This is a genomic window from Kutzneria chonburiensis, assembly GCF_028622115.1.
In the GTDB taxonomy this organism is placed as follows: Bacteria; Actinomycetota; Actinomycetes; order Mycobacteriales; family Pseudonocardiaceae; genus Kutzneria; species Kutzneria chonburiensis.
This window is the reverse complement of sequence record NZ_CP097263.1, coordinates 5,283,494-5,308,415: the sequence shown is the minus strand read 5'-3', so window position 1 is coordinate 5,308,415 and position 24,922 is coordinate 5,283,494. Positions and strand designations below refer to the sequence as shown.

Below are 24,922 nucleotides of genomic sequence, written 5' to 3'. Positions count from 1 at the left end.
TTGGCCATCACCAGGGTGGTGCGCGCGCGGTGCGGGCATCCGACTCGGCCACCAGATTGATCTCGGCCTTGTCGTGATGGAGGTTGGCGCGGGGTGGCGTCTGGTGCCCGCGCCGCGCGCTTGCCGACTTTCTGCCCGCTAGGCGCTGTCGATCCGTGGGCGATTGGGAATCACCAACGTGGTGAGCGCGCGGGGCGGGCGCTAGTCCGGACCACCAGGCGTGTAGGGCCGCGCCGGTCGATTGGTGCGGGGCTGCGTGTGGTGCCCGCGCCGCGCGCTTGCCGATCTTCTGCCTGCCTGGGGGCTGTTGATTCGTGGGTGGTTGGCGACGGGCAGGGTGGTGAGCGCGCGGGGCGGGCGCTAGTCCGGACCACCAGGTCGTGTAGGGCCGCGCCGGTCGGTTGGTGCGGGGCCACGTCTCGTGCCCGCGCCGCGCATTTGCCGACCTTCTGCCCGCCAGGCGCTGTCGATCCGTGGGCGATTGGCAATCACTAACGCGGTGAGCGCGCGGCGCGGGCACCAGACCGGACCGACACGCAACAACGACCTCGCCGCTCCGGTTCTGTCAGGGTGCGGTGCCACCATCGACGCATGGCCGTTCTCGATGACTTCGATGTAGCCGCTGACGAGGCCCGACGCGTGGCGAGGGCCCTTACCGCCGACCAGCTCGGCGCGCCGTCCAAGTGCGCGGGCTGGGCCGTGAGAGACGTGCTCAACCACATGGTGACCGGTGGCCTGATGGCCGTGTCGGCGATCCGCGGAGGACCGCCGCCGGACAGACAGGCGGACCACCTCGGCCCGCGTCCGGTGGCGACGTTCGAGGCGGCTCTGGACGATCTGCGGGCGGCGCTGTCCGAGCCGGGGGTACTGGAGCAGGTCTATCCGACGCCCCTGGGACCGCAGCCCGGCTCGTTCCTGGTGACGATGCGGATCAACGAACTGATCGTGCACAGCTGGGACATTGCCGCCGCGACCGGTCAGGAGACGGACATCGCCCCGACGCTGGCGGCCAACGCCCTGGCGGCATGGCGGGCCCGGCTCGGGGACGGCCCACGGCCGCCGGCGATGCCGTTCGATGATCCGCAACCGGTTCCGGACGGGGCCACCGCAGCCGACGCGCTGGCGGCGTTTCTAGGGCGACGCCAGTGATGTGCGTCGCGGGCCAACCCTTGCCGGCCGGCGACCGACCGTGAGTAAGGACTCATCGATGTGGTGATCCTGTGCAGAACGTCAACTGCGCCGCGCACCGAGCGTCTAATTGAGCGGGGACTCGACCGGCCGTCGGAGACGCCGGCTCTGCTGGACGGGCGAGGGACCCGGGGCGGTGACGGTACGTTCCGTCACCACCTCGACAGGTGAAATCCCACGATCTCCGTAGACTGACATGCGCCGCCGCGGCGGCGACGTGACGCAGTGGACGGCGAGGAATTGACCCCGGCGCCAAAGGCGAGGTGAAGCGGTGACGCTGCTGGAATCCGTGCACGGACCCACCGATGTGAAGCGGATGGAGCAGGGTGAGCTGGAGCAGCTCGCGACCGAGATCCGGTCCTTCCTGGTGGAGAAGGTGGCCCGCTCGGGCGGCCACCTCGGCCCCAACCTGGGCATCGTCGAGCTGACGCTCGCCCTGCACCGGGTGTTCGACTCGCCCAGCGACGCGCTGCTCTACGACGTCGGGCACCAGTGCTACGTGCACAAGATCCTGACCGGCCGGGCCGACGGGTTCGACCTGCTCAAGCAGACCGGCGGCGTCTCGGGCTACCCGAACCGCGCGGAGAGCGAGCACGACTTCATCGAGAACAGCCACGCCTCGACGGCGCTGTCCTACGCCGACGGCATGGCCAAGGCGTTCCAGCTGGCCGGCAGCCGGCGGCACGTGGTGGCGGTGGTCGGCGACGGCGCGCTCACGGGCGGCATGTGCTGGGAGGCGCTGAACAACATCGCGGCCGACCAGACCCGGCCGGTGGTGATCGTGGTCAACGACAACGGCCGCTCCTACTCGCCGACGATCGGCGGCTTCGCCGACCACCTCGCGTCGCTGCGCCTTCAGCCGGGCTACGAACGGGCGCTGGAGAGCGGCAAGCGCACGTTGCAGCGGACTCCGGTGGTGGGCCCGGCGGTCTACGCGGCGCTGCACGCGGCCAAGCGCGGCATCAAGGACGCGCTGGCCCCGCAGGCGATGTTCGAAGACCTGGGCCTGAAGTACCTGGGCCCGGTCGACGGCCACGACCTGGTGGCGCTGGAGGCGGCGCTCAAGCGGGCCAAGGCGTTCAACGGGCCGGTCATCGTGCACGCGGTGACCCGCAAGGGCAACGGCTACGCCCCGGCCGAGAACGACCCGGCCGACCAGATGCACCAGACCGGCGCGATCGACCCGGTCACCGGCAAGCCGCTCGGCCCCAAGGCGACCTCCTGGACGTCCATCTTCGCCGAGGAGCTGATCAGGGCCGGGGCCGAACGCAAGGACGTGGTGGCGATCACCGCGGCCATGCTCGGCCCGACCGGTCTCGACAAGTTCGCCAAGGCCTACCCGGACCGCTGCTTCGACGTGGGCATCGCCGAGCAGCATGCGCTGACCTCGGCCGCCGGCATGGCCATGGCCGGGCTGCACCCGGTTGTGGCGATCTACTCCACCTTCCTCAACCGGGCCTTCGACCAGCTGCTGATGGACGTGGCGCTGCACAAGCAGCCGGTCACGCTGGTGCTGGACCGGGCCGGCATCACCGGCTCCGACGGACCCAGCCACAACGGCATGTGGGACCTGTCCATCCTGGGCATCGTCCCCAACATCAGGGTCGCCGCGCCGCGGGATGCCGTCACGTTGCGTGAGGAGTTCCGGGAGTCGCTGGCCATCGACGACGGGCCGTCGGCGCTGCGCTTCTCCAAGGGCGCGGTGGTGGAGCACGTGCCGGCGCTCGAGCGCGTGGGCACCGTCGACGTGCTCAGCAAGCCGGCCGATTCGACCGGTTCCGACGTGCTGCTGATCGCCGTGGGCGCCTTCGGCGAGCTCGGTGTCGCGGCCGCTCAGCGGCTGGCCGACCAGGGCATCGGCGTCACGGTCGTCGACCCGCGGTGGGTGCTGCCGGTGCCGGCCGAGCTGGCCGAGCTGGCCGCCGAGCACCGCCTCGTCGTCACGGTCGAGGACAGCGGCCGGCACGGCGGCTTCGGCTGGGCCCTGGCCGCCGCGCTGCGTGACGCGGGCGTCGACGTGCCGATGCGCGACCTGGCCGTGCCGCAGCAGTTCCTGGAGCACGGTTCCCGCTCCGAGGTCCTGGCCCAGGTCGGCCTGACCGCCCAGGACGTCGCCCGCCGGGTCACCGAGTGGGTCGCCGGCCGCATGGGCGAGCCGACCGCCGCGCAGGCCGACGTGCCGGCCGAGGAGCGCAAGCACGGCTGAGTACCTGTGAGGACGCCGGCCGGGGAGCCACCAGCCCCGGCCGGCTTTCCCGCCCGCACGGCTCCCGGCCGCCCGTTTCGCCCGGCCGGCTTTCTCCGCCCCGACCTCCCGCCGCGCCCTTTCCCGCCGGGCTGTGGCACGGTGGACAGGTGCGGATCCTGGTAGTCGAGGATGAACAGCCGCTGGCCGAGGCGATCGCCCGGGGCCTGCGGCGTGAGGGTATGGCCGTGGACGTCGCCTTCGACGGCGAGTCCGGCCACGAGAAGGTCACCGTCACCCGGTACGACGTGGTCGTGCTCGACCGCGACCTGCCGAAGATGTCGGGCGACGAGCTGTGCCAGGAGATCGTGCGATCCGGGGCGCTGACCCGGGTGATCATGCTCACCGCGAGCTCGGCCATCGAGGACCGGGTGGAGGGCCTGTCGCTGGGCGCCGACGACTACCTGGCCAAGCCGTTCGCCTTCGCCGAGCTGGTGGCCCGGGTGCGGGCGCTGGCCCGGCGGGCGACGCCGGCGACGCCGCCGGTGCTGGTGGCGGCGGACGTGGAGCTGGATCCGGCCAAGCGGACCGTGACGCGATCCGGCCAGCTGGTCGACCTGACCCGCAAGGAGTTCGGTGTCCTCGAGGTCCTGATGGCGGCCGGCGGCACCGTGGTGAGCAGCGAGGAGCTGCTGGAACGGGTCTGGGACGAGAACGCCGACCCGTTCACCACGACGGTCCGGGTCACCGTGATGACGTTGCGCAAGAAGCTGGGCGAGCCGGGCATCATCGAGACGGTCGTGGGCTCCGGCTACCGTGTGCCTGCCGCCGGCCGGGCCACCGGGCCGGCACTGGACTCGGCAACAGGAGCCCGACCTGCTGAAAGTTGACGTGCCCGCGGCATCGCCCCGGCGGCGTGGGCCGGGGCTGAGGCTGCGCATCACCGCCGTCGCCGTGGTCATCGTCGCTGCCGTGAGCGCCCTGCTGCTGTGGCTGGGCTGGCTGCTGGTCGGCCTCGTCGTGCGCGGGGCGGTGCCGCAGCTGCCGACCGGCAGCAAGATCCTCGTCGAGGGGGTCGCGGTCGACGCCTCCAGCCTGGGCGCGGTGCTCGAGCAGCACGCCCGCACCCAGGTCCTCGGCGCCGGCATCGTCGCCTTCGTGCTGCTGCTGACCGCCGCCGCCATCCTGGCCTGGACGTTCACCGGCCGTGCCCTGCGGCCCCTGCACGACGTCACCTCGACGGCCCGGCGGCTGTCGGCCGAGTCGCTGGGGGAGCGGATCGCCCTCGACGGCCCGAACGACGAGGTGGCCGAGCTGGCCGACACCTTCGACGCCATGCTGGACCGGCTCCAGGGGGCGTTCGACTCCCAGCGCCGGTTCGTGGCCAACGCCAGCCACGAGCTCCGGACCCCGCTGGCCGTCATCCGCACCGAGCTCGACGTGACCCTGTCCGACGACAAGGCCGACGTGGAGGAGCTGCGCCGGATGGCTGACGTCGTCGGCACCGCCGCGCTGCGGGCGGAACAGCTCGTCGAGGCCCTTCTGCTGCTGGCCCGCACGGACGGCATCGGCCTGGCCGTGCACGAGCCCGTCGACCTCGCCGCCGTCGTCGCCTCGGCCTGGCGCTCAGCCGGCCGGGAGGCGGCTGCGAGGGCGTGCAAGCCCGCTTCGCCACCTCGCCGGCCCCGACCGTCGGCGATCCGGCGCTGCTCGAACGCGTCGCCGGCAACCTGCTGGAGAACGCCGTCCGGCACAACCTCGACGGCGGCTGGATCGAGGTCGCCACGGAGAGCGATCCGGAGTGGACCCAGCTCCGCGTGTCGTCCAGCGGCCAGCTGATCGCCCCGGAACTGGTCAGCGAGCTGTTCGAGCCCTTCCGCCGCGGCGGCGTCGACCGCACCGCCCGTACGGGCACCGGCCTTGGCCTGTCGATCGTCCGGGCCGCCGTGCTGGCCCATCACGGCACCGTGCACGCCGACGCCGTCCCCGGCGGCGGCCTGGCGGTCACCGTCCGCCTGCCAGCCCGCCCCTAACCCCCGCGAGTCCCGCCTAGCGTCACACCGAATGTGTGAAACCGATTCAGCGTTTCGGCCTGACGCTGAGCGGGACTCGCGGGGGTTCGAGTTGCGAGGGTGAGACATGGCTCTCAGGGTGGAAGAAGACCCTGCGGCCCCGCTGTTGCCCACAGGGACCGTGAATCGAGAAAGTGTGAGGGAAGCGTCTCCATGCCTTTCGTGCCCACCATCAAGCTGAACAACGGCGTCGAGATCCCGCAGCTCGGGTTCGGCGTGTTCCAGGTGCCCGACGAGGAGACGACCGCGGCCGTCACGGCGGCGCTGGAGGCCGGGTACCGCAGCATCGACACGGCGGCGGCCTACCGCAACGAGCGCGGCGTCGGCGAGGCCATCAAGGCGTCCGGCATCGAGCGCGACGAGCTGTTCATCACGACCAAGCTGTGGAACGCCGACCAGGGCTACGACAACACGCTGCGCGCCTTCGACAAGAGCATGGCGCAGCTCGGCCTCGAGCAGCTGGACCTCTACCTGATCCACTGGCCGGTGCCCAAGGCCGACCGCTTCGTCGAGACCTGGAAGGCGTTCGAGCAGCTGCACTCCGACGGCCGGATCCGGGCCATCGGCGTGTCGAACTTCCAGCCCACGCATCTGCGCCGGCTGCTGGACGAGGGCCTGACCCTGCCGGCGGTCAACCAGATCGAGCTGCACCCGGCGCTCCAGCAGGCCACGCTGCGCGCGTTCCACACCGAGCACGGCATCGCCACCGAGGCCTGGAGCCCCCTGGCCCAGGGCGAGGTGCTGGACGCCCCGGAGATCACCAAGGCGGCTGAGAAGCACGGCAAGTCGCCGGCCCAGGTCGTGCTGCGCTGGCACCTCCAGCTCGGCAACGTCGTGATCCCCAAGTCGGTGACGCCCAAGCGCATCAAGGAGAACATCGAGGTGTTCGACTTCGAGCTGGACGGCGACGACCTGGCGGCCATCGCCACCCTTGAGCGGGGCCACCGCACCGGCCCGGACCCCGACACGTTCAACGCCGGCGCCTGAGGCGTTACGGCCAGCCGTTGCCGCGTGACGTCGGCGTCGGCTTGGCGGCGAGCTTCACGCAGGCGGCCTTTGCCTGTTCCTGCAACCAGTCCGGCGGCACCGCGCCGCCGGACTGGTGTTTGCGGGCCTCGTCGATCAACGCCTGCAACGCCTCGTACTGGTCGCCGTCCAGGCCCATCTCCTGGTAGTCCAGCCCGGTGTCCTTGGCGTTGCCGAGAATGTCCTTGGCCCAGTAGACAAGCTGGTTCGTGCACACCGCCACCGGGTCCACTGTGGACGTCGAGGTGGCCGCGGGCGGCGTGGCCGGCCCGCCGGAACAGCCGGCGAGCAGTGACAGCGCGGCGAGGCCGACCAGCGCGTGTCTCATGGCGCTAGAACGAGTCCCCGCCGGAGAACTGCTCCTCCAGCGTGTCCACGGTGCCGGCGAGCAGCGTGAGCGGGTCGACGAACTCGTTGATGTCCAGGTTCTCCAGCGGCAGCGCGTGCCGCAGCACCACGTGCTCGCCGATGATCGCGACGCCGCCGACCACGGTGGTGTGCCCGACCTCCTTGAGCAGCGCGGCCAGATCGACCTTGGCCGCCAAGCCGCACGGCGAGGCGATCTGCACCCAGTCCTCCTTGCCGTCGAGCACCTCGTGGCTGAGCCAGATCACCTGGCTGCGCTCGTCGTCGAACTCGACGTGGATGCTCACCTCGTCGGCCGTCAGGTCGACGACCTGGTACTCGCTGCGCACGAAGGCCACCAGGTCGCCCCACGTCGCCATGACTCACCCTTTTCCGCCGGCTGAACAAGATCACTCGACGATAGGCGGTGGGACGCGGCGGCGGAAAGACCCTGGCGGGTGGTCACACCAGCCGCAGGTGGGCGGTCCGGCCGCCGGGCGTGCGCAGCGCGGAGGAGCGGCCGGGCAGGGCGGTGACCACCAGCCCGAACACGATGTTGTTCAGCTCCTGCGTGCTCAGCATCAGCTCGGCCGCCAGCTCGTGCGGGCTCATGCCCTGCTCACGCAGCGCCTTGAACACCTTGGCCAGCAGCTGCGAGGACTCCCGGGCCTGGTCGCTGTCGCTGTCGAGTTTCGCGAGGTCGGCGCCCAGCGCCCGGTAGACGTCGTCGCCGACCTGCCGGAGCTCGCGCAGCCGCCGGGTCAGCGCCAGCGGCGACACCCGCCAGCGCGGACAGGCCCGCAGCACCTGGTCCTTGGTCGGGTCGTCCGGCACGTAGGTCAGCACGTCCACGTCCGGCATCAGCATGGCGCTGGCGAAGGCATCGGCCTCCGCCTCGACGTCGACGCCGTTCAGCGGCCGGCCGCCGGCGTGCAGGACGAGGTGCCCGAGCTCGTGCGCGGCGTCGAACCGCCCGTGCTCGGCCGACTTGGCCGTGTTGAGGAAGACATACGGGGTTCCGTCGTGCCAGAACGAGAAGGCGTCAACATCGGTGTGGTCCACGCCGAGCGAGAACACCCGAACTCCGTGTGCCTCCAACAGATGCACGAGATTCGGCGCCGGCTTGCTGCCCAGCTGCCACTGCTCGCGAACGGCGTCAACGGCCGCGCTCGGCGTGCTGTCGACCACCGGAACGTCCACCTCGGGCAGCGTGAACCGCCGCTCGAGGAAGGCGTTGAACTCGATCGCCAGCCGGCCGGCGGCCAGCGCGCCGGTGCGCCGCCGGGCCGGCAGCTTGGCCCGGGCCCGGAACGACACCACGTCCTCGGCCAGCTCCGCCGGCTCGCCGGCGGCGAAGAACTCCACCGGGAAGCCCAGCACCCGCGCCAGCTCGGCCAGCTCGGCCCCGGTCGGCGTCCGCCGGCCGTGCTCGAAGTCCGACACCGACCGCGGGCCCACGTCCAGCGCTCGCGCGAGGGCCGCGGCGGTCAGCTGACGCCGCTGGCGGGCGAGCTTGAGACGGGCCGGGGTGAACATTGGAGATCATTCTTCCGGGTGCTCACCCGGTCGACGCAACAGACGTCCCCGAGTGGAGTGACGGGGTCGCCCGAAATGGTCAACCGAGACGGCTCACCAGCGCCCGGCCCAGGCCGGTGCCGGACAGCCACGCGGTCTGCACGCGCGGCGGCCCCCAGGCGTCGCCGCAGAGCCCGATGTTGTCGTCGTCCAGGTGGTACGGCTCGGTCGACGGGCTGCCGGGGCTGGCGTGCAGCCACTGGTGGGCGTAGCCGGTGACGGGTCGCGCGGTCAGCCCGAGGACGGCCTCGACGGCGTCCTCGACCTCGGCGATCACCTGGTCGTGCGCGCCGAGGCGGGAGGCGGTGTAGGCGGCGGTGGTGTGGGCGACGAGCACGGGGGCGCGGTCGCCGCGCCGGTGGCCGTCGTCGCAAATGGACGTGAGCACGTCGTGCCCGTTGACGAAAGCGCCCCGGAAGTCGGGCCACGTGCGGGCCGGATAGCGCAGGGTGACGGCGAAAGCGGGCTGCCAGTCCTGCCCGTCGGCGGCGGCCCGTGCGGCCCGTAGGCACGGATCCAGCACGGCCAGCGCCTGCGGACCGGGCGCGGCCAGCACGGCGGCGTCCACGGGCACGCCGTCGACCAACGGCCCGGGCTCCACCGACGCCACGGCGTGCTGGAGCTTGACGGTCAGCCCGTCGGCCAAGGATTCGGCCAGGCTCCGCAGACCCTGCGGGGCGGCCCAGCGCATGGGGCCGGGCCGCGGCTCACGCCGGCCGTCCTGGAAGGCGACCAGGGTGTCGGTCCACTCCCGGGCCAACCCGGCCCGCCGCCAACCCTGCACGACGGCGTCGAACGACGGGTCGCTCACCGTGAAGTAGGCGGCCCCGATGTCGGCCGGGCGGCCGTCGTAGCGGCGTGTCGCCAGGCGACCGCCGACCACGGGCGTGCGTTCCAGCACGCGGACGTCGATACCGGCATCGACCAGGACCCGGGCACAGGCCAGGCCGGCGATGCCGGCGCCGACGACCACAACGCTCACGGGCCCAACAGTAGGGGCGTCACTCCCACACCTCGATCGCCCGTACCACGAATGGCGCACGCGGCACGTAGGTCCCGCCCTTCGGGTACGTGGTGAACTCGGCCTCGGTCGAGCAGCTCGCGCTTTCGTAGACCGACACGTCCTTGGTCATCAGGTTGGCCAGCGATCTGGCCACCAGCTTCTCGGGCAGGGGAACGCAGATGCTGGTGCCGGAGACCGTCTCCAGCGACAGCCGGGCGACCTTGCCGGTGTAGTTCTCCGCGCCCCAGGCGCAGAACGAGCCAGCGTCACAGGTCGAAACGGCCTCGGGACCTGCCTGAGCAGGCGTTGCTGTGATGATCACCATGGCTGCCGATACGAGTGCCGTGCGCACCACCATGACGACTCCTTCCCCAGTTGTTTTCGCAGCTAGGAGCCTTGTCGCGGCAGCGGTCCGTGTACGCGGAACTATTCCCGTTCACCTGTCCGTGGATGAGGTTCACCCACCGGTGAGCTACCCCACCCCGGGTTCGTGTTCGGACCGCTACGGAAGGGGGTAAGACAGTGTTGTGGCAACCACTCTCCTGACCCGTCCCGCCCCGCAGCTCCGTCGTGACCAGCGCGCGCTGGTGGAGGCGATCCGGCGAATGACGGACTTCGAGGCGGTGGCCGTGCTGCGTGGATTCGACAAGACCAGCCGGGCCACCCGCGACGCGATCAACGACGCCGTCCGCGAGCACGGCGGGCACATCATCGACGTGACGCCGGTGCCCGGTCTCGGCGAGCTCGCCGCCGTGCCGGCGGCCGACCTCGTCGTCGCGACCAGTCGCGCGCTGGCCCCGGCGGCCGAGCGCCTGGCCGCGTACTGGAACGTGCCGGCCGTCGTGCTCGGCGAGGGCAGCGAGCACGGGCGCCTGGTGCGCACCCGGCAGCCCGCGGTGTTCGTCAGCAACGAGACCGGCGGCCAGGACGTGGTCGTCCGCCAGCTCCGGCTGCTCGGCCCGGTCACCTGGACCGACGGCACCGCCCCGGCCCGGCCGGCCGAGGAGCTGGTGCTCAAGCCGACCATCGAGGGCATGGTCGTCACCGCCCTGTACGCCGGCACCTCCGTCACCCGGCCGGCCAGCCGGATGGTCGAGGTCGAGATCACCGACGAGATCGTGGCCGAGATCGACGGCCACGCCGGCCTGGTCGGCACCGGCCGCTACGAGGCCCGGCCGACGACGCGCCCGGTGTGCCGTGTGGCGGTCAACGGCTGAGGCCCCTTTCGGCCGTCAGAAGCGGCGCTGAGGGCCCGTACGAGCCCTCAGTGGAGTCGCTTGGACAGGCCCATGGCGTCGACCGGCGCCCGTACCTTGGCGTCGTTGTCGAAGTAGACGTACGCGTCCCCGCGCTTGTGCCACTTGCGGACCTTCTTGGCCCAGCGGTCCAGCGCCTCGTCGGTGTAGCCGCTTACGTACAGCTCCTCGTCGCCGTGCAGGCGGGCGTAGGCGAAGTCGGCGGTCAACTCCTCGAAGTACGGCCACTTCTTCGCCGTGTCGGCCACGACCAGGGCCACGTTGTGCTCACGCAGCAGGCGTAGGCACTGCTCGTCCTGGAAGCTCACGTGCCGGGGCTCCAGAGCGTGCCGCATGGGCCGGTCGACGTCGATCTGGAGGCCCGTGTCGTCCTCGATACGGTCGTCGTGCCGGGCCCCGAGCTTTGCCGCCGCGGCCGTGGTTTGCGGCAGCAGAGCCAAGAACTCAGCCAGCACGGTGGCGTCGAACTGGAGCGTGCCCGGCAGCTGCCACAGCAGCGGGCCGAGTTTCTCCTCCAGCCGCAACACTCCCGAGGCCAGGAAGTTGGCCACCGGGATCTCGGCGTCCTTGAGCCGCTTCATGTGCGTGATGAACCGCGGCCCCTTGGCCGCGAACACGAAGTCGTCCGGCGTCTGCGCGGCCCAGGACAGGAAGCTGGCCGGCTTCTGCCGCCCGTAGAAGGTGCCGTTGATCTCCACCGAGTTCAGCCGCCCGGCCAGGTACGCCAGCTCGCGCTTCTGCGTGACGCCCTTCGGGTAGAAGGTGCCGCGCCACGGCGGGTACACCCAGCCCGACGTCCCGATCCGGATCACCGGCCCATCCTGCGCCGTCAGGCCCGTTCCCGCACCAGATCGGCCAGCCGCACCGCGTCCCGAGGGGCTCGCCCGCGCATCGTGTTGTCGAAGTAGACGAACACGTCACCGGCCATGTCCGCGATCCGGTCGGCCCAGCTTTTCAGCTCCTGGTCACCGTACCCGCTGATGTACAGCTCCTTGCCGCCGTGCAGCCGGATGTAGCTGAAGTCCGCCGTCGTCACGTCGAACACCGGCCATTTCCCGGCCCCGTCCGAGTACACGACCGCCACGTTGTGCTCCCGGGCCAGGTCGTAGAACTTGTTGGTCCGGAAGCTCTCGTGCCGTACCTCGATCGCGTGCCTGGCCACCGGATCCAGCTGCGCCAGGAACTCCGCCACCACCGCCGCGTCGAACGTCACCCGGTCCGGCAGCTGCCACAGCACCGGCCCCAGCCGTGCCCCCAGTTCCAGCACCCCCGAGGCGAAGAACCCCCGCAGCGCCTCGTCCACGCCGCGTAACCGCCGGACGTGCGTGACCTCGCGGATCCCCTTCACCGCGAACACGAACTCCGCCGGCACCTGCCCCGCCCACGACCGGAAGTTCGCCGGCGTCCGCAGCGAGTAGAACGTCCCGTTGATCTCGATGGTGTCCACGTGCCCGGCCAGGAACTCCAGCTCCCGGCGCTGCACCAGGCCGGTCGGGTAGAAGTCCCCGCGCCACTCCGGATACTTCCAGCCCGAGGTGCCGATCCTGATCATCACTCCATGGTGGGGCGATTCCCCGCCGCGCGCAGTGTCAGGCGCCTTCGAGCAGCTCAGCCAGCCGCTTCGTGTCGTCGAGGTAGCGCTGGTACGGGAAGCCCGCCGCGAGCAGCCCGGTCTTCAGCTCGTCGTAGAGGGGTTTTCCGGCCGTGTGAAAGGCCTTCTGGCCGGTGTCGGTCAGCCGGACCAGCCGCCGCCGGGCGTGTGCCGGGTCGATCGTCACCTGCACGAGGCCGTCGGCCTCCAGCGGCCGCAGGGCCCGGCTGACCGCCGGGTCGGAGATCGACAGCGCCTGGGCGAGCTGGTGCTGTGTCGCCGGCTGGATGTCCTCCAGCGTGCCCAGCAGCCGGATCTGGCTGTAGGTCAGGCCGTCCCGGTCGTCGGTGCGCTGCCGGGCGGCGTCGCCCAGCAGCAGCACCACCCGGTGCAGCAGGTCTGCGAGTCCGTCGTCCACGTGAGCCAGCATACAGGAGTGTTGACTGGTTAATATTAACTAGGTAAGACTGACGTCATGGACACCACCTCGTATCTGCTTCAGTCGGCCTTCCCCGTCATCTGGATCCTGGTCCCGGCCGTCGGGGCGTATCTGAAGGCCCGGCGGGCCGACACGCCCGCGGCCAAGCTGGAGATCTGGCAGCGCTGGTGGGGCATCGGCGCCATGGGCATCGGGTCGCTGTGGATGACCGTCGCGTTCCTGGTCTTCCCGGACGTCATGGCCGAGGCCATCGGCTTCCCGCGCACACCGTTCCTGTTCGAGATCGCCTTCGCCAACCTCGGCCTGGCGATCATGGGCTTCCGCGCCGCGTCGGCGGGCACCCGTGAGCGCCTCACCATCGGCCTCGGCGCCGGCATGTTCCTCTGGGGCGCCGTGGTCGGCCACGTCTACCAGTGGTTCGCCAACGGCGACCACGCCCCCGGCAACACCGGCGGCGTGCTGGTCACCGACATCCTCATCCCGGCCGTGATGATCGCCCTGGCCGTCCGGGCCCGGCGGCTGGCCCCCGCCCCGACCGCCCACCTGGTCTGAACACGGCAAAGCCGGTCGCCCGCGCGGACGACCGGCTTTCAGGTGGTAGTGGCACCGAATAGCGACTATAATTCGGACCATGGAGACCATGCCGATCACAGAGGTGAAGGCCCGGCTGGCCGAGCTGGTCGTGCAGGTGGAGACCCAGCGCGACCGGATCACCATCACCCGAAACGGCAAGCCCGCCGCGATTCTCGTCTCGGTGGGCGAGTGGGAGAGCATCAACGAGACGCTCGACGTGCTGGCCGACCCCGAGGCGTTGCGGGACATCAAGGAATCCGATGACGCATACGCCCGCGGCGAGGTGTACGACAGTTCGGAGATCGCGGCGATCCTGCGTGCGCGTACGGATGGAACGGACAGCGTCGCTTGAGCGAGTCGTACGACATCGCCTGGTCACCGCAGGCGCGGCGGGCGATGGCAGAGCAAGTTCCCGTTCACGTCGCGATGGCGGTGTACGAGCTGGTCACCGGTCCGCTGGCGACCAACCCGCACCGAATCGGCAAGCAGCTGGATCCGCCCATGGACGACCAGTGGTCCGCACGCCGCGGTGACTATCGCGTGCTCTACCGCATCCACGAGGACAAGCACCAGGTCTACGTCACCAGGATCAGCCACCGACGCGACGCCTATCGGGCTTACTGAGAAAGCCGGTCGCCCGCGCGGACGACCGGCTTTCGTGAGCCAGGGATCAGGCCGGAACCGAGGCCACACCCTGCGCCAGGAAACGCTTCCCGGTGACGCGCTCGGAGACGCCGGCCCGGTCGAGGTACGGCGTGATGCCGCCCAGCCAGAACGGCCACCCGGCGCCCAGGATCAGGCACAGGTCGATGTCCTGGGCCTCGGCCACCACGCCCTCGTCGAGCATGATCCGGATCTCCTGGGCCAGGGCCTCCTCGGCCCGGTCCCGCAACTCCTGGGCGGTCAGCGGCGACGAGCCGGGCTGCCACAGGGCGGCGACCTCGGGGTCGACCTGGGGCTTGCCGGTGGCGTCCCAGGTGTAGACGGCGGTCTTGCCGGCGGCGACGAAGCGCTTCATGTTCTCGCTGACGCCGAACCGGTCGGGGAACGCCTGGTGCATGGTCTCGGCCACGTGCAGCGCGACGGCGGGGCCGACGAGCTGGAGCAGGATCAACGGGCTCATGGGCAGGCCGAGCGGGTCGAGGGCCTTGTCGGCGACCTCGAAGGGCGTGCCCTCGTCGACGGCCCGGATGACCTCGCCCAGGAAGCGGGTGAGCAGCCGGTTGACGACGAACGCGGGCGCGTCCTTGACCAGCACGCTGGACTTCTTCAGCTGCTTGCCGACGGCGAACGCGGTGGCCAGCGTGGCGTCGTCGGTCTGCTCGCCGCGGACGATCTCCAGCAGCGGCAGCACGGCGACCGGGTTGAAGAAGTGGAAGCCGACGACCCGCTCGGGGTGGGCCAGCTTCGCGGCCATCTCGGTGATCGACAGCGACGAGGTGTTGGTGGCCAGCACGCACTCGGCCGACACGTGCTCCTCGACCTCGGCGAACACCTGCTGCTTGACCGACAGCTCCTCGAAAACGGCCTCGATGACGAAGTCGGCGTCGGAGAAGGCGGCCTTGTCCAAGGACCCGGTGACGAGGGCCTTCAACCGATTCGCGGCGTCGGGGGACAGGCGCTTCTTGGCCGCCAGCTTGTCGATCTCGCCGTGCACGTAGCCGACGCCCTTGTCCACGCGGGCCTGGTCGATGTCGGTCAGCACGACCGGCACCTTCAGCTGCCGAGCGAACAGCAGGGCCAGCTGGCTGGCCATCAGGCCGGCGCCGACCACGCCGACCTTGGTCACCGGCCGGGCCAGCGACTTGTCCGGCGCGCCCGCGGGCTTGCGGGCCCGCTTCTGCACCAGGTTGAACGAGTACAGCCCGGTGCGCAGCTCGTCGGTCATCAGCAGCGAGGCCAGACCGTCGGTCTCGGCCGCGTAGCCGGCGTCGAGGTCGTTGCCGCGAGCCAGCTCCAGCAGCTCGAGCGCCTTGGTCGCGCCCGGAGAAGCGCCGTGGGTCTTGGCCTCGACGAAGGCCCGGCCGCGGGCCAGCGCGGTGTCCCACGCGTCGCCGCGGTCGATCTCCTTGCGGGAGACGGAAACCTTGCCGTTGACGACGTCGGCCAGCCAGCCGAACGACTGCTCCAGGTAGTCGGCCGAGTCGAAGACCACGTCGACGATGCCGAGCTCGGCGGCCTGCGCCGGCTTGAGCATCTTGTTCTGGTTCAACGCGTTCTCGATGATCACGGTCACCGCGGCGTCGGCCCCGATCAGGTTGGGCAGCAGCTGCGTGCCACCCCAACCCGGGAACAGGCCGAGGAACACCTCGGGGAACGCGATCGCGGCGGCGTTGGACACCAGGGTCCGGTAGTGGCAGGACAGCGCCAGCTCCAGGCCGCCGCCCATGACCGCGCCGTTGACGAAGGCGAAGGTCGGGATCGACGACTCGGTGAACCGGCGGAACACGTCGTGCCCGGTCTGCGCGATCTGGCGGGCCAGCTCCGGCGAGGACAGCTGCTCCACGCCGGACAGGTCGGCGCCGACCGCGAACACGAACGGCTTGCCGGTCACGGCGATCGCGGCCGGCTCGGCGGCCAGCGCCTCGTCCAGCGCGGCGTTCAGCGACACCAGGCTCTGCGGCCCGAAGGTCGACGGCCGGGTGTGGTCGAAGCCGTTGTCGATCGTGATCAGGGCGACCGGCTTGGAAAGCCCGGGCACGGGGATCAGCCGCGTGACGGCCTTGGTGACGACCTCGTCGGGAAAGGCCTGCGCGGCCTGCTCTGCGGTGATCACTTGTCCCCCTCGAAGTGCGGGTTCTCCCAGATCACGGTGCCGCCCATGCCGATACCGATGCACATGGTGGTGATGCCGTAGCGGACGTCGGGCCGCTCGGCGAACTGGTGGGCCAGCTGCGTCATCAGCCGCACACCCGAGGACGCCAGCGGGTGGCCGGTCGCGATGGCGCCGCCCCACTGGTTGACCCGCGGGTCGTCGTCGGCGATGCCGAAGTGGTCGAGGAAGGCCAGCACCTGCACGGCGAACGCCTCGTTGACCTCGAACAGGCCGATGTCGGAGATGCTCAGACCGGTACGGGCCAGCGCCTTCTCGGTCGCCGGCACCGGGCCGACGCCCATCACCTCGGGCTCGACGCCGGCGAAGGCGTAGCCGACCAGCCGCATGGCGACCGGCAGGCCCAGCTCCTGCGCGGTGGCCTCGTCGGCCAGCAGGCAGCCGGTGGCGCCGTCGTTGAGACCGGCGGCGTTGCCGGCGGTCACCCGGCCGTGCGGACGGAACGGCGTCTTCAGTCCGGCCAGGTCCTCGACAGTGGTGCCGGGACGCGGCGGCTCGTCGGCGGTGGCCAGGCCCCAGCCCTTGTCGGCCGAGCGGGTCGCGACCGAGACGAACTCGGGGCCGATCTTGCCGGCCTTCACCGCGGCGTCGTACTTGGCCTGGGAGGCGGCGGCGAACGTGTCGGCCCGCTCCTTGGTGATGTGCGGGAAGCGGTCGTGCAGGTTCTCCGCGGTCTGGCCCATGACCAGCGCGGAGGTGTCGACCAGGCGGTCGGCCAGGAACCGCGGGTTCGGGTCGACGCCCTCGCCCATCGGGTGCCGGCCCATGTGCTCGACGCCGCCGGCGATCACCACGTCGTACGCGCCGAAGGCGATGCCGCCGGCCGCGGTGGTGACGGCGGTCATCGCGCCGGCGCACATGCGGTCGATGGCGTAACCCGGCACCGACTTGGGCAGGCCGGCCAGCAGGGCGGCGGTGCGCCCGATGGTCAGGCCCTGGTCGCCGATCTGGGTGGTGGCCGCGATGGCGACCTCGTCCACCCGCTCCGGCGGCAGCTCGGGATGGCGGCGAAGCAGCTCGCGGATCACCTTGACGACGAGGTCGTCCGCCCGGGTCTCGGCGTAGATCCCCTTGGGGCCCGCCTTGCCGAACGGCGTGCGCACGCCGTCGACGAAGACCACGTTGCGCACGGCCCGGTCCGTCATCGGCGCTACTGGTGCGGCCACGGCGTGCTCCTCCTCAGCTTTGAGTTCGGGTCGGCCGTCCGTACCGGCCGGTAACCGGGACTCTAGTCCGAGTTACTGGCCGGTAACCAGCAGGGTGGCTGAACTCATGCTGCCGCAGCCTTGAGCGCGTTGCTCAGCGGCTCCGCGGTGAGCTCGACCTGCCACGGCCGGGCGTGCCCGGCGCGCAGCACCTCGGCCACCGTGGCCGGGTCCAGGTCGGCCGGCGGCTCCCAGCAGGTCCGCCGGACCAGGTCGGGCAGCAGCAGGTTCTCCACCGGCAGCTTCAGGCTCTCGGCGATGCCGGTCAGCGCCGCCCGCGCGGCGGCCAGCCGGGCCGCGGCGTCCGGGTCGCGGTCGGCCCAGCGGTTGGGCGGCGGCGGGCCGTCGTGCGCGGGGGAGACCTCGGGCAGCTCCTTGCGGTTGAGGCCACGGGCCTTGACCAGGGCGTCGGCCCACACCTTCACGGTCCGGCGCTGCGAACGGCCGCGGAACACCGGCAGGGCCAGCAGGTCGGCCTCCGTCGCCGGATCGGTCACGGCGGCGTCGATGATGGCGCTGTCCGGCAGCACCCGGCCGGGGGCGATGTCACGCTGGCGGGCCAGCCCGTCCCGGGCCTCCCACAGCGCCCGCACGGCGGCCAGCTGGCGGGGATTGCGCAGCCGGTGGATGCCGGACGTGCGCCGCCACGGCTCGGCCCGCGGCTTGGCCGGCGGCGCGGTGCGCACCGCCTCGAACTCCTGCAACGCCCAGTCGAGTTTGCCCTGCTCACGCAGCTCGTCCTCGAGCACGTTGCGCAGCGGAACCAGCAGCTCCACGTCCAGGGCCGCATACGTCAGCCAGTCCTGCGGCAGCGGGCGGCGCGACCAGTCGGCGGCGCCATGGCCCTTCTCCAGGTGGTAGCCGAGCAGGCGTTCCACCATCGAGCCCAGGGCGACCCGGTCGAAGCCGGCCAGCCGACCGGCCAGCTCGGTGTCGAACAGGACCGCCGGCCGCAGGTTGAGCTCGGCCAGGCACGGCAGGTCCTGGGACGCCGCGTGCAACACCCACTCGGTGTCGGCAAGGGCGTCCACCAGCGGGTCGATCCGGCCGCCTAGGGCGACCGGATCGACCAGCACGGTGCCTGCCTGCTCTCGTCGCAGCTGCACCAGGTAGGCGCGCTGCGAATAGCGGTAGCCCGATGCCCTTTCGGTGTCCACCGCCACCGGACCCGTCCCGCCCGCCAGCGTTGCGGCCGCGCGCCGCAGCGTTGCCGGATCGGACACCACTGGCGGAACCCCCTCAGCGGGTTCGGTCAGCAGCACCGGGGTTTCTCCGGTCGGGTCCTTCGGTTCAGAGCAGGGTGCATCCACGGCGGAAGACCCTACGTCCTCCACGCCCCGCGCGGGCGTGGATCACGTTCTGCTCGGTCCTCGCGTCGCCGATCCATCCGTTTTCCTTGCTCAGCGGATCACGCCGGCCCGCATGGCCAACGCAACCATCTGAGCGCGATCCCCGGTGCCCAGCTTCCGGCCGATCCGCGACAGGTGAGACTTCACCGTGAGCGCGGACAGGTTCAGAGCTTCGCCGATCTCCTTGTTGGACTGGCCATCGGCGACCAGCTGGAGCACCTCGACCTCACGTGCGGACAGTTCCCGCGGCGTGTTGTCGGTGCCAGGGACCCGGGTTCCCGCAGCGAGGACCGGGGCCACGCTCGGGTCCGCGTAGACGCCACCGTCGAGAACTCGGCGCACTCCGTCGGTGACCACCATCGGCGACGCGGACTTCAGCAGGTAGGCCTGAGCGCCTGCCTGGAAGGCCGAGCGGACCGCATAGGGGTCGTCGGAGGACGCGAGCACCACGATGCGCGGCCAGCCCTGAGCACGGAGTTCCGTGACCAGGTCGATGCCGCTTCCGTCGGGCAGCCCGAGATCAAGGATCGCCAGGTCGCACGGCCCCGTGGCCAGGGCACGCGCCCTCGCCTCGGCCACCGATGCGGCCTCATGCACTGTGCCGGCACCCATCTGGGTAAGCCGAGCCGCTATCGCCTCCCTCAACAGTGGGTGGTCGTCAACCACCAACACTGAAAACAGCTCTTCCCGCGGGTGCGGGACCATGTTCGCCGGCAACGAGCCGGCTGGCGTGGTACGAACGGCCTGACCTAAGCCGACGGCAGCCACGTCACTACCTCCCTGGAGTCGGTCGTGCCCCCCGACCGGCACCGGGACTTTCGTCCAATCAGCCGCGCCACTGATCGACCGAAAGTGGTGTCGACGGCAGCAGCGTAGCCGCCCAAGCGGGTCAGCGGGACGATCAAATGGGTATCTGTCCCGATCGAGTTGTCACCAGAGGCCAGGTTTGTCGCACGATCGAGGGACTCCTGGCGAGGTGGCTAACGCGAGAAGGCTTCATAACGACATGAAGGAGTTGCGGTCGTGACGGACGGGTCGGAACACGCAGATGGACGTGCTTCTGCACGTGCAAACGCCCTACTGCGGCGGGTCCAACTGGCGGATGGGCACAACGACCTGCCGTGGGTGCTGCGTGAACTGGCCGGCGGAGCCGGCTGGCCGGCCGAGTGGGCGGCGGCCGATCTGACGAAAGAGCGGACAGATCTGCAGACGGACCTGGTCCGACTCCGAAAAGGCGCATTGACCATGCAGTTCTGGTCGGTCTACGTGCCCTGCCGGCTCCAGGGTCACAGCGCGGTCACGGCCACGCTCGAGCAGATCGAAGTCGTGTATGAGCTGGTCAACCGCTATCCGGACCATCTTCAGCTGGCCCTCACGGTTGACGACGCGGAAGCCGCGTTCCGGTCCGGCCGGATCGCCTCGCTGCTGGGCGCCGAGGGCGGCCACAGCATCAACAACTCGCTCGGCGCGCTGCGCGCCCTGCACCGGCTCGGCGTCCGGTACCTGACGCTCACGCACAACAACAACACCGACTGGGCCGACTCGGCCACGGACGAGCCCGTGCACAACGGCCTCACCGATTTCGGCCGTGACGTGGTCCGGGAGATGAACCGCCTGGGCATGCTGGTCGACTTGTCGCACGTCGCGCCGTCGACCATGCGTGACGCGCTGGCCGTGAGCGAGGCGCCGCCCATCTTCAGCCACTCCTCCTGCCGCGCGGTCGCCGACCACCCGCGCAACGTCCCCGACGACGTGCTGGCCGAACTGGCGGCCAAGGGCGGTGTGTGCATGATCACATTCGTGCCGAGCTTCGTGTCGCCGGCCCGGGCCGAGTGGGACGCCCGGCTGCGGGAGGCCATGACGGCCGCCGGCGCCGACCACCGTGACCTGGACGCACGGCACCGGTTCGCGCAGACCTGGACCGGCGGTGGCCCGCAGCCCGAGGCGACGCTCGACGACGTCGTGCGGCACCTGGAGCACGCCCGCGAGGTCGCCGGCATCGATCACATCGGCCTCGGCGGCGACTACGACGGCGCCGACCGGCTGCCGGCCGGTCTCGAGGACGTCTCCTGCTATCCGCGCCTGTTCACGGCGTTGCTGGACCGCGGCTGGAGCGAGTCGGACTGCGAGAAGCTGGCCGGCGCGAACACGCTGCGGGTGCTGCGGGAGGCCGAGCAGATCGCCCGCAAACTTCACTCGATCGTGTGATCACACCGGGGCAATGACGAGCGGCCGCGAGCCCCTCGGGCCTCGCGGCCGCTGCACGTGCACGCTTGGAAGGGGCTTTCCCGCACTCCGAGTGCGGGAAAGCCCCTTCCAAGCGTGAAGAGTCAGAGGCTGCTCTGGCGCTGGCCGAAGAGGGTGACCCCGACCGGGGGCAGGCCGACGGTGCTGGACAGCAGCTCGCAGAAGGCGTCGCCGTGCGCGGTCAGCTCCGCGTCCAGCGCCGTCCAGGAGGCCCGCAGCTCCAGGTCGTCGGTGCGGGCCGGGCCGGAGATGTCGCCGAAACGGGCCGAGGAGTTCTGGGTGACGGTGCCGCCGAGCGCGGTCCACCGGGCCGATGAGCCCTCGAGCGCGTCGGTCAGCCAGGACCAGGCCACCGCCGGCAGCAGCGGGTCCACCGCCAGCTCGGCGTCCAGCTCGGCCCGGACGAAGGCGACCACGCGGAGCACCCCGCCCCACGCCTCCTCGCCGTCCGGGTCGTGCAGCAGCACCAACCGGCCAGTGGCCAATACGTCGGCAGGCCCGTCGGCTTCCGCGCTGTAGGCGAACGACCACGGCGCCAACCGCTGCGGCGCACGGACCTCCGTCAGTTCGATCTCCGGTCGGGTACGCACCGACCTGAGCGCTTCCACTGCCTGCCGGAACAGCGCTGGCTCCTCCGACATCCCGGTCACGTCCGGTGACCTTACGGGTTGAACCGCGCCGAAGTCCCGCACGACACGACGGATTCCGCATCCCCGAGACGACTCCGTGACCAACGATTCCGGCCGCGTGGCACCATTGGAGGGCCATGACGAACACTGCTCCGGTCTCGGCCCGCCGCGACCTCTCAGACGCTCCCCTGCTGGTCGCGGCCCGGGGCGGCGAGCCGACCCGGACCCCCGTCTGGTTCATGCGCCAGGCCGGCCGGTCGCTGCCCGAGTACAAGAAGGTGCGCGAGGGCATCCCGATGCTCGAGTCGTGTCTCACACCGGATCTGGCGGCGGAGATCACTCTCCAGCCGGTCCGGCGGCACGGCGTGGACGCCGCCATCCTGTACAGCGACATCGTCGTCCCGGTCTACGCCGCCGGTATCGGCGTGGAGATCGTCGGCGGCGTCGGCCCGGTGGTGGCCAACCCGGTGCGCACCAAGGCCGACGTGGACGCGCTGCCCGACCTGGCCGCCGAGCAGGTCGCCGCGGTCGCCGACACGATCCGGCTGCTGACCGCTGAGCTAGGTGACACCCCGCTGATCGGCTTTGCCGGCGCGCCGTTCACGCTGGCCTCGTACCTGGTCGAGGGCGGCCCGTCGAAGAACCACGAGCGCACCAAGGCGCTCATGCACAGCTCGCCCGACGTGTGGCACTCGCTGCTGGCCAAGCTGGCCGGCATCACCACCGAGTTCCTGCGGGTGCAGGTCGAGGCCGGCATCGACGCGATGCAGCTGTTCGACTCGTGGGCCGGCGCGTTGTCCGAGCGGGACTACCGCGAATACGTGCTGCCGCACTCCAGCCGGGTGTTCGACAGCGTGCGCGACGCCGGCATTCCCCGGATCCACTTCGGCGTCGGCACCGGCGAGCTGCTGGTGGCCATGCGTGACGCCGGGGCCGACGTGGTCGGCGTGGACTGGCGGATTCCGCTGGACGAGGCGGTACGGCGGCTGACCGCGGCCCGTCCGGACGGGCCGGTGCCGGTCGTGCAGGGCAACCTCGACCCGGCGCTGCTGTTCGCCGACTGGGACGTGCTGGAGCGCGAGGTGCGCCGGATCGTCGCCGAGGGCAAGGCGGCCGCCGGGCACATCTTCAACCTCGGCCACGGCGTCCTGCCGGACACCGATCCCACGGTCGTCACCCGAGTCACAGAGCTGGTGCATTCGCTGTCATGACCGAGCCCCATGTCGCCGTCGTCGGTGGCGGCGTGTCCGGCCTCGCCGCCGCCTACCGGCTGCGCAAGCTGCTCGGACCGCTGGCCACCATCACCGTCATCGAGCAGACGGACCGCGTCGGCGGCAAGCTCCGCACCGTGGAGCTGGGCGGCCGCTCGTACGACGTCGGCGCGGAGGCCTTCCTGGCCCGCCGCCGCGAGGCGACCGAGCTGATCACCGAGATCGGCATGGCCGACGACCTGGTCCACCCGACCTCGGCGTCGGCAACGGTCCGGGCCGCCGGGCGGATCAACCCACTGCCCGGACACACCTTCCAGGGCGTGCCGGCCTCGGCCGACGCGGTCCGCGGCGTGCTGTCCGACGCCGCGGTGGCCCGGGTGGCCCACGAGCCGGCGCTGCCGCCCATCCACCTCGACGGCGAGGACATCTCCGTCGGCAAGCTGCTGCGCGAGCGGTTCGGGCCCGAGGTGACCAACCGGCTGGTCGACCCGCTGCTCGGCGGCGTCTACGCCGGTCACGCCGACGGCCTCAGCCTGCGCGCGACCATGGCTCCGCTCGCCGGGGCGCTGGACCGTGGCGCCGGTTCGCTCGTTGCCGCGGCGTCCGCGCTGGTCCCGGCGCCGCCGCAGCAGGGCGCGAAGAGGCCGCCGGTGTTCGGCACGCTGCGCGACGGCCTCGGCTCGCTCACCGACCGGCTGGCCAAGGTGGCCGACGCCACCATCGAGTACGGCCGCCCGGTCCGTCGGCTGCGGCGGCGCGAGGCCGGCTGGACCGTGGAGTTCGGCGAGCATGCCCTGGACGTCGACGGTGTGGTGCTGGCCGTGCCCGCCCCGGCGGCCGCGAAGCTGCTCGCCGACGTCGCGCCGGTGGCCGCGGCCGCGTTCGGCGGCATCGAGCTGGCGTCCATGGCCGTCATCTCGCTGGTGCTGCCGGCCGACGTGGCCCTGCCGCGGAACTCCGGCGTGCTCATCGCCGGCGACGACCGCTGGCACGACGGCACCCGCTTCACCGCCAAGGCGTTCACCTTCTCCAGCCGCAAGTGGGCCCACCTGGACGGCGAGGAGACGCTGGTCATCCGGGGCTCGGTCGGCAAGGCCGGCGAGACCGCCGCGCTCCAGGTCGACGACGACGAGCTGGTCCGCACCGTGCTGGCCGACCTGGCCGAGCTCACCGGCATCACCGCCGCGCCGATCGACTCCGCCGTCACGCGGTGGGGCGGCGGGCTGCCGCAGTACGGCGTCGGGCACCTCAGCCGCGTGACCGCCATCGAGACCGCCGTGGCCGAACTTCCGGGGCTGGCCGTGGCCGGTGCCAGCCTGCACGGTGTCGGCGTCCCGGCCTGCATTGCGACCAGTCAGGCAGCTGCGGCACGTGTGGCTGCACACCTCTTGGGCAGACACCGTGGGTCCGGTGGGACCATGGGCTCATGGCCCGCTTGAACTACAACGAACTGAACGACACCATCCGCTACACGATGTGGTCGGTGTTCCGCAGCGAACCCGGACGGCTCGGCGAGGACCGCGGGCCGGCGGCGTCCGAGGCCCAGGAGTTCTTCGACTCCCTTGAGAGCAAGGGCGTCGTGGTGCGCGGCGTGTACGACGTGTCCGGCCTGCGGGCCGACGCCGACTACATGATCTGGTGGCACGCCGAGGAGATCGAGCAGGTGCAGGCGGCCTACGCCGACTTCCGCCGCACCACCGCCGTCGGGCGGGCCTCGACCCCGGTGTGGAGCCAGGTCGCGCTGCACCGGCCGGCCGAGTTCAACAAGAGCCACATCCCGGCCTTCCTGGCCGGCGAGGAGCCGAAGAACTACCTCTGCGTGTACCCCTTCGTGCGGTCGTACGAGTGGTACCTGCTGCCCGACGACGAGCGCCGCAAGATGCTCGCCGACCACGGCAAGGAGGCCCGCGACTACCCGGACGTGCGGGCCAACACGGTGGCCTCGTTCGCGCTGGGCGACTACGAGTGGATCCTCGCCTTCGAGGCCGATGAGCTGCACCGCATCGTCGACCTGATGCGCCACTTGCGCGAGACCGAGGCCCGCCGGCACGTCCGCGTGGAGATCCCGTTCTACACCGGGACGCGGGTGCCGCCGGTGGAGCTGGTGGCCAACCTGCCGTAACGGATTGGGCTGGATACCGACATCTACTGGTATCCAGCCCAGCCCTGGACCCCTCTTCTGTCCGACGCACAAG

General features: G+C 71.2%; 25 protein-coding genes and 1 pseudogene. 13 read left to right on the top strand and 13 right to left on the bottom strand.

What is annotated here, in order from left to right:
- Positions 1-591 precede the first annotated feature (591 nt).
- The 5 genes and pseudogenes from M3Q35_RS23935 to M3Q35_RS23915 all read left to right on the top strand — a co-directional run bounded on the left by M3Q35_RS23935 (position 592) and on the right by M3Q35_RS23915 (position 6,432).
- A complete protein-coding gene (locus M3Q35_RS23935; protein WP_273934534.1) occupies positions 592-1,149 on the top strand; it encodes a TIGR03086 family metal-binding protein in 558 nt (185 codons plus the stop codon).
- Positions 1,150-1,459: 310 nt separating this feature from the next.
- Positions 1,460-3,394 (top strand): 1-deoxy-D-xylulose-5-phosphate synthase, encoded by a 1,935-nt coding sequence (dxs, locus tag M3Q35_RS23930; RefSeq protein WP_273934532.1) that lies wholly within the window; start codon positions 1,460-1,462, stop codon positions 3,392-3,394.
- A 149-nt stretch (positions 3,395-3,543) separates the two neighbouring features.
- A complete protein-coding gene (locus M3Q35_RS23925) occupies positions 3,544-4,263 on the top strand; it encodes a response regulator transcription factor (protein WP_273934530.1) in 720 nt (239 codons plus the stop codon).
- A gap of 1 nt (position 4,264) precedes the next feature.
- A pseudogene (locus M3Q35_RS23920) lies at positions 4,265-5,406 on the top strand (HAMP domain-containing sensor histidine kinase).
- A gap of 192 nt (positions 5,407-5,598) precedes the next feature.
- A complete protein-coding gene (locus M3Q35_RS23915) occupies positions 5,599-6,432 on the top strand; it encodes an aldo/keto reductase (protein WP_273934529.1) in 834 nt (277 codons plus the stop codon).
- Between the two features lie 4 nt (positions 6,433-6,436).
- Here M3Q35_RS23915 and M3Q35_RS23910 read toward each other — a convergent pair whose 3' ends face one another.
- The 5 genes from M3Q35_RS23910 to M3Q35_RS23890 all read right to left on the bottom strand — a co-directional run bounded on the left by M3Q35_RS23910 (position 6,437) and on the right by M3Q35_RS23890 (position 9,752).
- Positions 6,437-6,799, bottom strand: coding sequence for a hypothetical protein (locus M3Q35_RS23910; RefSeq protein ID WP_273934527.1), 363 nt, complete (start codon positions 6,797-6,799; stop codon positions 6,437-6,439).
- 4 nt (positions 6,800-6,803) lie between these two features.
- Positions 6,804-7,196, bottom strand: a complete 393-nt coding sequence (locus tag M3Q35_RS23905) for a type III secretion system chaperone family protein (RefSeq protein ID WP_273934525.1) — start codon at positions 7,194-7,196, stop codon at positions 6,804-6,806.
- Between the two features lie 82 nt (positions 7,197-7,278).
- Positions 7,279-8,352: a helix-turn-helix domain-containing protein gene (locus M3Q35_RS23900; RefSeq protein ID WP_273934522.1), complete on the bottom strand. Its 1,074-nt coding sequence runs from the start codon at positions 8,350-8,352 to the stop codon at positions 7,279-7,281.
- A 79-nt stretch (positions 8,353-8,431) separates the two neighbouring features.
- Positions 8,432-9,373, bottom strand: a complete 942-nt coding sequence (locus M3Q35_RS23895) for an NAD(P)/FAD-dependent oxidoreductase (protein WP_273934520.1) — start codon at positions 9,371-9,373, stop codon at positions 8,432-8,434.
- 19 nt (positions 9,374-9,392) lie between these two features.
- Positions 9,393-9,752 (bottom strand): peptidase inhibitor family I36 protein, encoded by a 360-nt coding sequence (locus M3Q35_RS23890; RefSeq protein WP_273934518.1) that lies wholly within the window; start codon positions 9,750-9,752, stop codon positions 9,393-9,395.
- A gap of 169 nt (positions 9,753-9,921) precedes the next feature.
- Between M3Q35_RS23890 and M3Q35_RS23885 the strand changes: the two genes are divergently transcribed.
- A complete protein-coding gene (locus M3Q35_RS23885) occupies positions 9,922-10,611 on the top strand; it encodes a hypothetical protein (RefSeq protein ID WP_273934516.1) in 690 nt (229 codons plus the stop codon).
- A gap of 47 nt (positions 10,612-10,658) precedes the next feature.
- On the opposite strand, the gene M3Q35_RS23880 is transcribed toward M3Q35_RS23885, so the two are convergent.
- Genes M3Q35_RS23880 through M3Q35_RS23870 form a run of 3 tightly spaced genes read right to left on the bottom strand, consistent with a single transcriptional unit; the run spans position 10,659 to position 12,659 of the window.
- A complete protein-coding gene (locus M3Q35_RS23880; protein WP_273944435.1) occupies positions 10,659-11,453 on the bottom strand; it encodes a DUF72 domain-containing protein in 795 nt (264 codons plus the stop codon).
- A 26-nt stretch (positions 11,454-11,479) separates the two neighbouring features.
- Positions 11,480-12,202 carry a DUF72 domain-containing protein gene (locus M3Q35_RS23875; protein WP_273934514.1) on the bottom strand — a complete coding sequence of 241 codons (723 nt, stop codon included), beginning with the start codon at positions 12,200-12,202 and terminating at the stop codon, positions 11,480-11,482.
- A gap of 37 nt (positions 12,203-12,239) precedes the next feature.
- Entirely contained in the window at positions 12,240-12,659 is a 420-nt protein-coding gene (locus tag M3Q35_RS23870; RefSeq protein ID WP_273934510.1) for a MarR family winged helix-turn-helix transcriptional regulator, read from the bottom strand.
- 57 nt (positions 12,660-12,716) lie between these two features.
- On the opposite strand from M3Q35_RS23870, the gene M3Q35_RS23865 reads away from it, so the two are divergent.
- From M3Q35_RS23865 to M3Q35_RS23855, 3 genes are all read left to right on the top strand, one after another.
- Positions 12,717-13,232, top strand: a complete 516-nt coding sequence (locus tag M3Q35_RS23865; RefSeq protein ID WP_273934508.1) for a DUF6790 family protein — start codon at positions 12,717-12,719, stop codon at positions 13,230-13,232.
- A 79-nt stretch (positions 13,233-13,311) separates the two neighbouring features.
- On the top strand, positions 13,312-13,605 hold the full coding sequence (locus M3Q35_RS23860; protein WP_273934505.1) for a type II toxin-antitoxin system Phd/YefM family antitoxin: 294 nt from the start codon (positions 13,312-13,314) through the stop codon (positions 13,603-13,605).
- Entirely contained in the window at positions 13,602-13,877 is a 276-nt protein-coding gene (locus M3Q35_RS23855) for a type II toxin-antitoxin system RelE family toxin (protein WP_273934503.1), read from the top strand. Before M3Q35_RS23860 ends, M3Q35_RS23855 begins: the two co-directional genes overlap by 4 nt.
- 46 nt (positions 13,878-13,923) lie before the next feature.
- Here M3Q35_RS23855 and M3Q35_RS23850 read toward each other — a convergent pair whose 3' ends face one another.
- From M3Q35_RS23850 to M3Q35_RS23835, 4 genes are all read right to left on the bottom strand, one after another.
- Positions 13,924-16,029 carry a 3-hydroxyacyl-CoA dehydrogenase NAD-binding domain-containing protein gene (locus tag M3Q35_RS23850; protein WP_273934501.1) on the bottom strand — a complete coding sequence of 702 codons (2,106 nt, stop codon included), beginning with the start codon at positions 16,027-16,029 and terminating at the stop codon, positions 13,924-13,926.
- Entirely contained in the window at positions 16,026-17,216 is a 1,191-nt protein-coding gene (locus M3Q35_RS23845; protein WP_273944433.1) for a thiolase family protein, read from the bottom strand. The genes M3Q35_RS23850 and M3Q35_RS23845 overlap by 4 nt, the downstream gene beginning before the upstream one ends.
- A 140-nt stretch (positions 17,217-17,356) precedes the next feature.
- Positions 17,357-18,601: a ribonuclease D gene (locus M3Q35_RS23840; protein ID WP_273934500.1), complete on the bottom strand. Its 1,245-nt coding sequence runs from the start codon at positions 18,599-18,601 to the stop codon at positions 17,357-17,359.
- Positions 18,602-18,691: 90 nt separating this feature from the next.
- Positions 18,692-19,408, bottom strand: a complete 717-nt coding sequence (locus M3Q35_RS23835) for a response regulator (RefSeq protein WP_035969312.1) — start codon at positions 19,406-19,408, stop codon at positions 18,692-18,694.
- Positions 19,409-19,663: 255 nt separating this feature from the next.
- Between M3Q35_RS23835 and M3Q35_RS23830 the strand changes: the two genes are divergently transcribed.
- The gene (locus M3Q35_RS23830; protein ID WP_379794319.1) at positions 19,664-20,848 is read left to right on the top strand and encodes a dipeptidase; all 1,185 of its coding nucleotides are present in this window, start codon (positions 19,664-19,666) and stop codon (positions 20,846-20,848) included.
- A gap of 122 nt (positions 20,849-20,970) precedes the next feature.
- On the opposite strand, the gene M3Q35_RS23825 is transcribed toward M3Q35_RS23830, so the two are convergent.
- On the bottom strand, positions 20,971-21,528 hold the full coding sequence (locus M3Q35_RS23825) for a DUF3000 domain-containing protein (RefSeq protein ID WP_379794320.1): 558 nt from the start codon (positions 21,526-21,528) through the stop codon (positions 20,971-20,973).
- Positions 21,529-21,653: 125 nt separating this feature from the next.
- Here M3Q35_RS23825 and hemE point away from each other — a divergent pair, with 125 nt between their 5' ends.
- From hemE to hemQ, 3 genes are read left to right on the top strand one after another with little or no spacing between them, the layout of a single operon-like run.
- Complete coding sequence (hemE, locus tag M3Q35_RS23820; protein WP_273934492.1) at positions 21,654-22,727, top strand: uroporphyrinogen decarboxylase; 1,074 nt, start codon at positions 21,654-21,656, stop codon at positions 22,725-22,727.
- Positions 22,724-24,166 carry a protoporphyrinogen oxidase gene (hemG, locus tag M3Q35_RS23815; RefSeq protein ID WP_273934490.1) on the top strand — a complete coding sequence of 481 codons (1,443 nt, stop codon included), beginning with the start codon at positions 22,724-22,726 and terminating at the stop codon, positions 24,164-24,166. Before hemE ends, hemG begins: the two co-directional genes overlap by 4 nt.
- Entirely contained in the window at positions 24,154-24,849 is a 696-nt protein-coding gene (gene hemQ / locus M3Q35_RS23810) for a hydrogen peroxide-dependent heme synthase (RefSeq protein WP_273934488.1), read from the top strand. The genes hemG and hemQ overlap by 13 nt, the downstream gene beginning before the upstream one ends.
- The last annotated feature ends 73 nt before the right edge of the window (positions 24,850-24,922 follow it).

What these genes read in the sequence shown, in the direction of transcription:
- M3Q35_RS23935 (WP_273934534.1), top strand. Translation starts at nt 592, where the DNA reads ATGGCCGTTCTCGATGACTTCGATGTAGCCGCTGACGAGGCCCGACGC.
- M3Q35_RS23915 (WP_273934529.1), top strand. Translation starts at nt 5,599, where the DNA reads ATGCCTTTCGTGCCCACCATCAAGCTGAACAACGGCGTCGAGATCCCG.
- M3Q35_RS23910 (WP_273934527.1), bottom strand. Translation starts at nt 6,799, where the DNA reads ATGAGACACGCGCTGGTCGGCCTCGCCGCGCTGTCACTGCTCGCCGGC.
- M3Q35_RS23905 (WP_273934525.1), bottom strand. Translation starts at nt 7,196, where the DNA reads ATGGCGACGTGGGGCGACCTGGTGGCCTTCGTGCGCAGCGAGTACCAG.
- M3Q35_RS23900 (WP_273934522.1), bottom strand. Translation starts at nt 8,352, where the DNA reads ATGTTCACCCCGGCCCGTCTCAAGCTCGCCCGCCAGCGGCGTCAGCTG.
- M3Q35_RS23890 (WP_273934518.1), bottom strand. Translation starts at nt 9,752, where the DNA reads ATGGTGGTGCGCACGGCACTCGTATCGGCAGCCATGGTGATCATCACA.
- M3Q35_RS23875 (WP_273934514.1), bottom strand. Translation starts at nt 12,202, where the DNA reads ATGATCAGGATCGGCACCTCGGGCTGGAAGTATCCGGAGTGGCGCGGG.
- M3Q35_RS23865 (WP_273934508.1), top strand. Translation starts at nt 12,717, where the DNA reads ATGGACACCACCTCGTATCTGCTTCAGTCGGCCTTCCCCGTCATCTGG.
- M3Q35_RS23860 (WP_273934505.1), top strand. Translation starts at nt 13,312, where the DNA reads ATGGAGACCATGCCGATCACAGAGGTGAAGGCCCGGCTGGCCGAGCTG.
- M3Q35_RS23825 (WP_379794320.1), bottom strand. Translation starts at nt 21,528, where the DNA reads ATGTCGGAGGAGCCAGCGCTGTTCCGGCAGGCAGTGGAAGCGCTCAGG.
- hemE (WP_273934492.1), top strand. Translation starts at nt 21,654, where the DNA reads ATGACGAACACTGCTCCGGTCTCGGCCCGCCGCGACCTCTCAGACGCT.
- hemG (WP_273934490.1), top strand. Translation starts at nt 22,724, where the DNA reads ATGACCGAGCCCCATGTCGCCGTCGTCGGTGGCGGCGTGTCCGGCCTC.
- hemQ (WP_273934488.1), top strand. Translation starts at nt 24,154, where the DNA reads ATGGCCCGCTTGAACTACAACGAACTGAACGACACCATCCGCTACACG.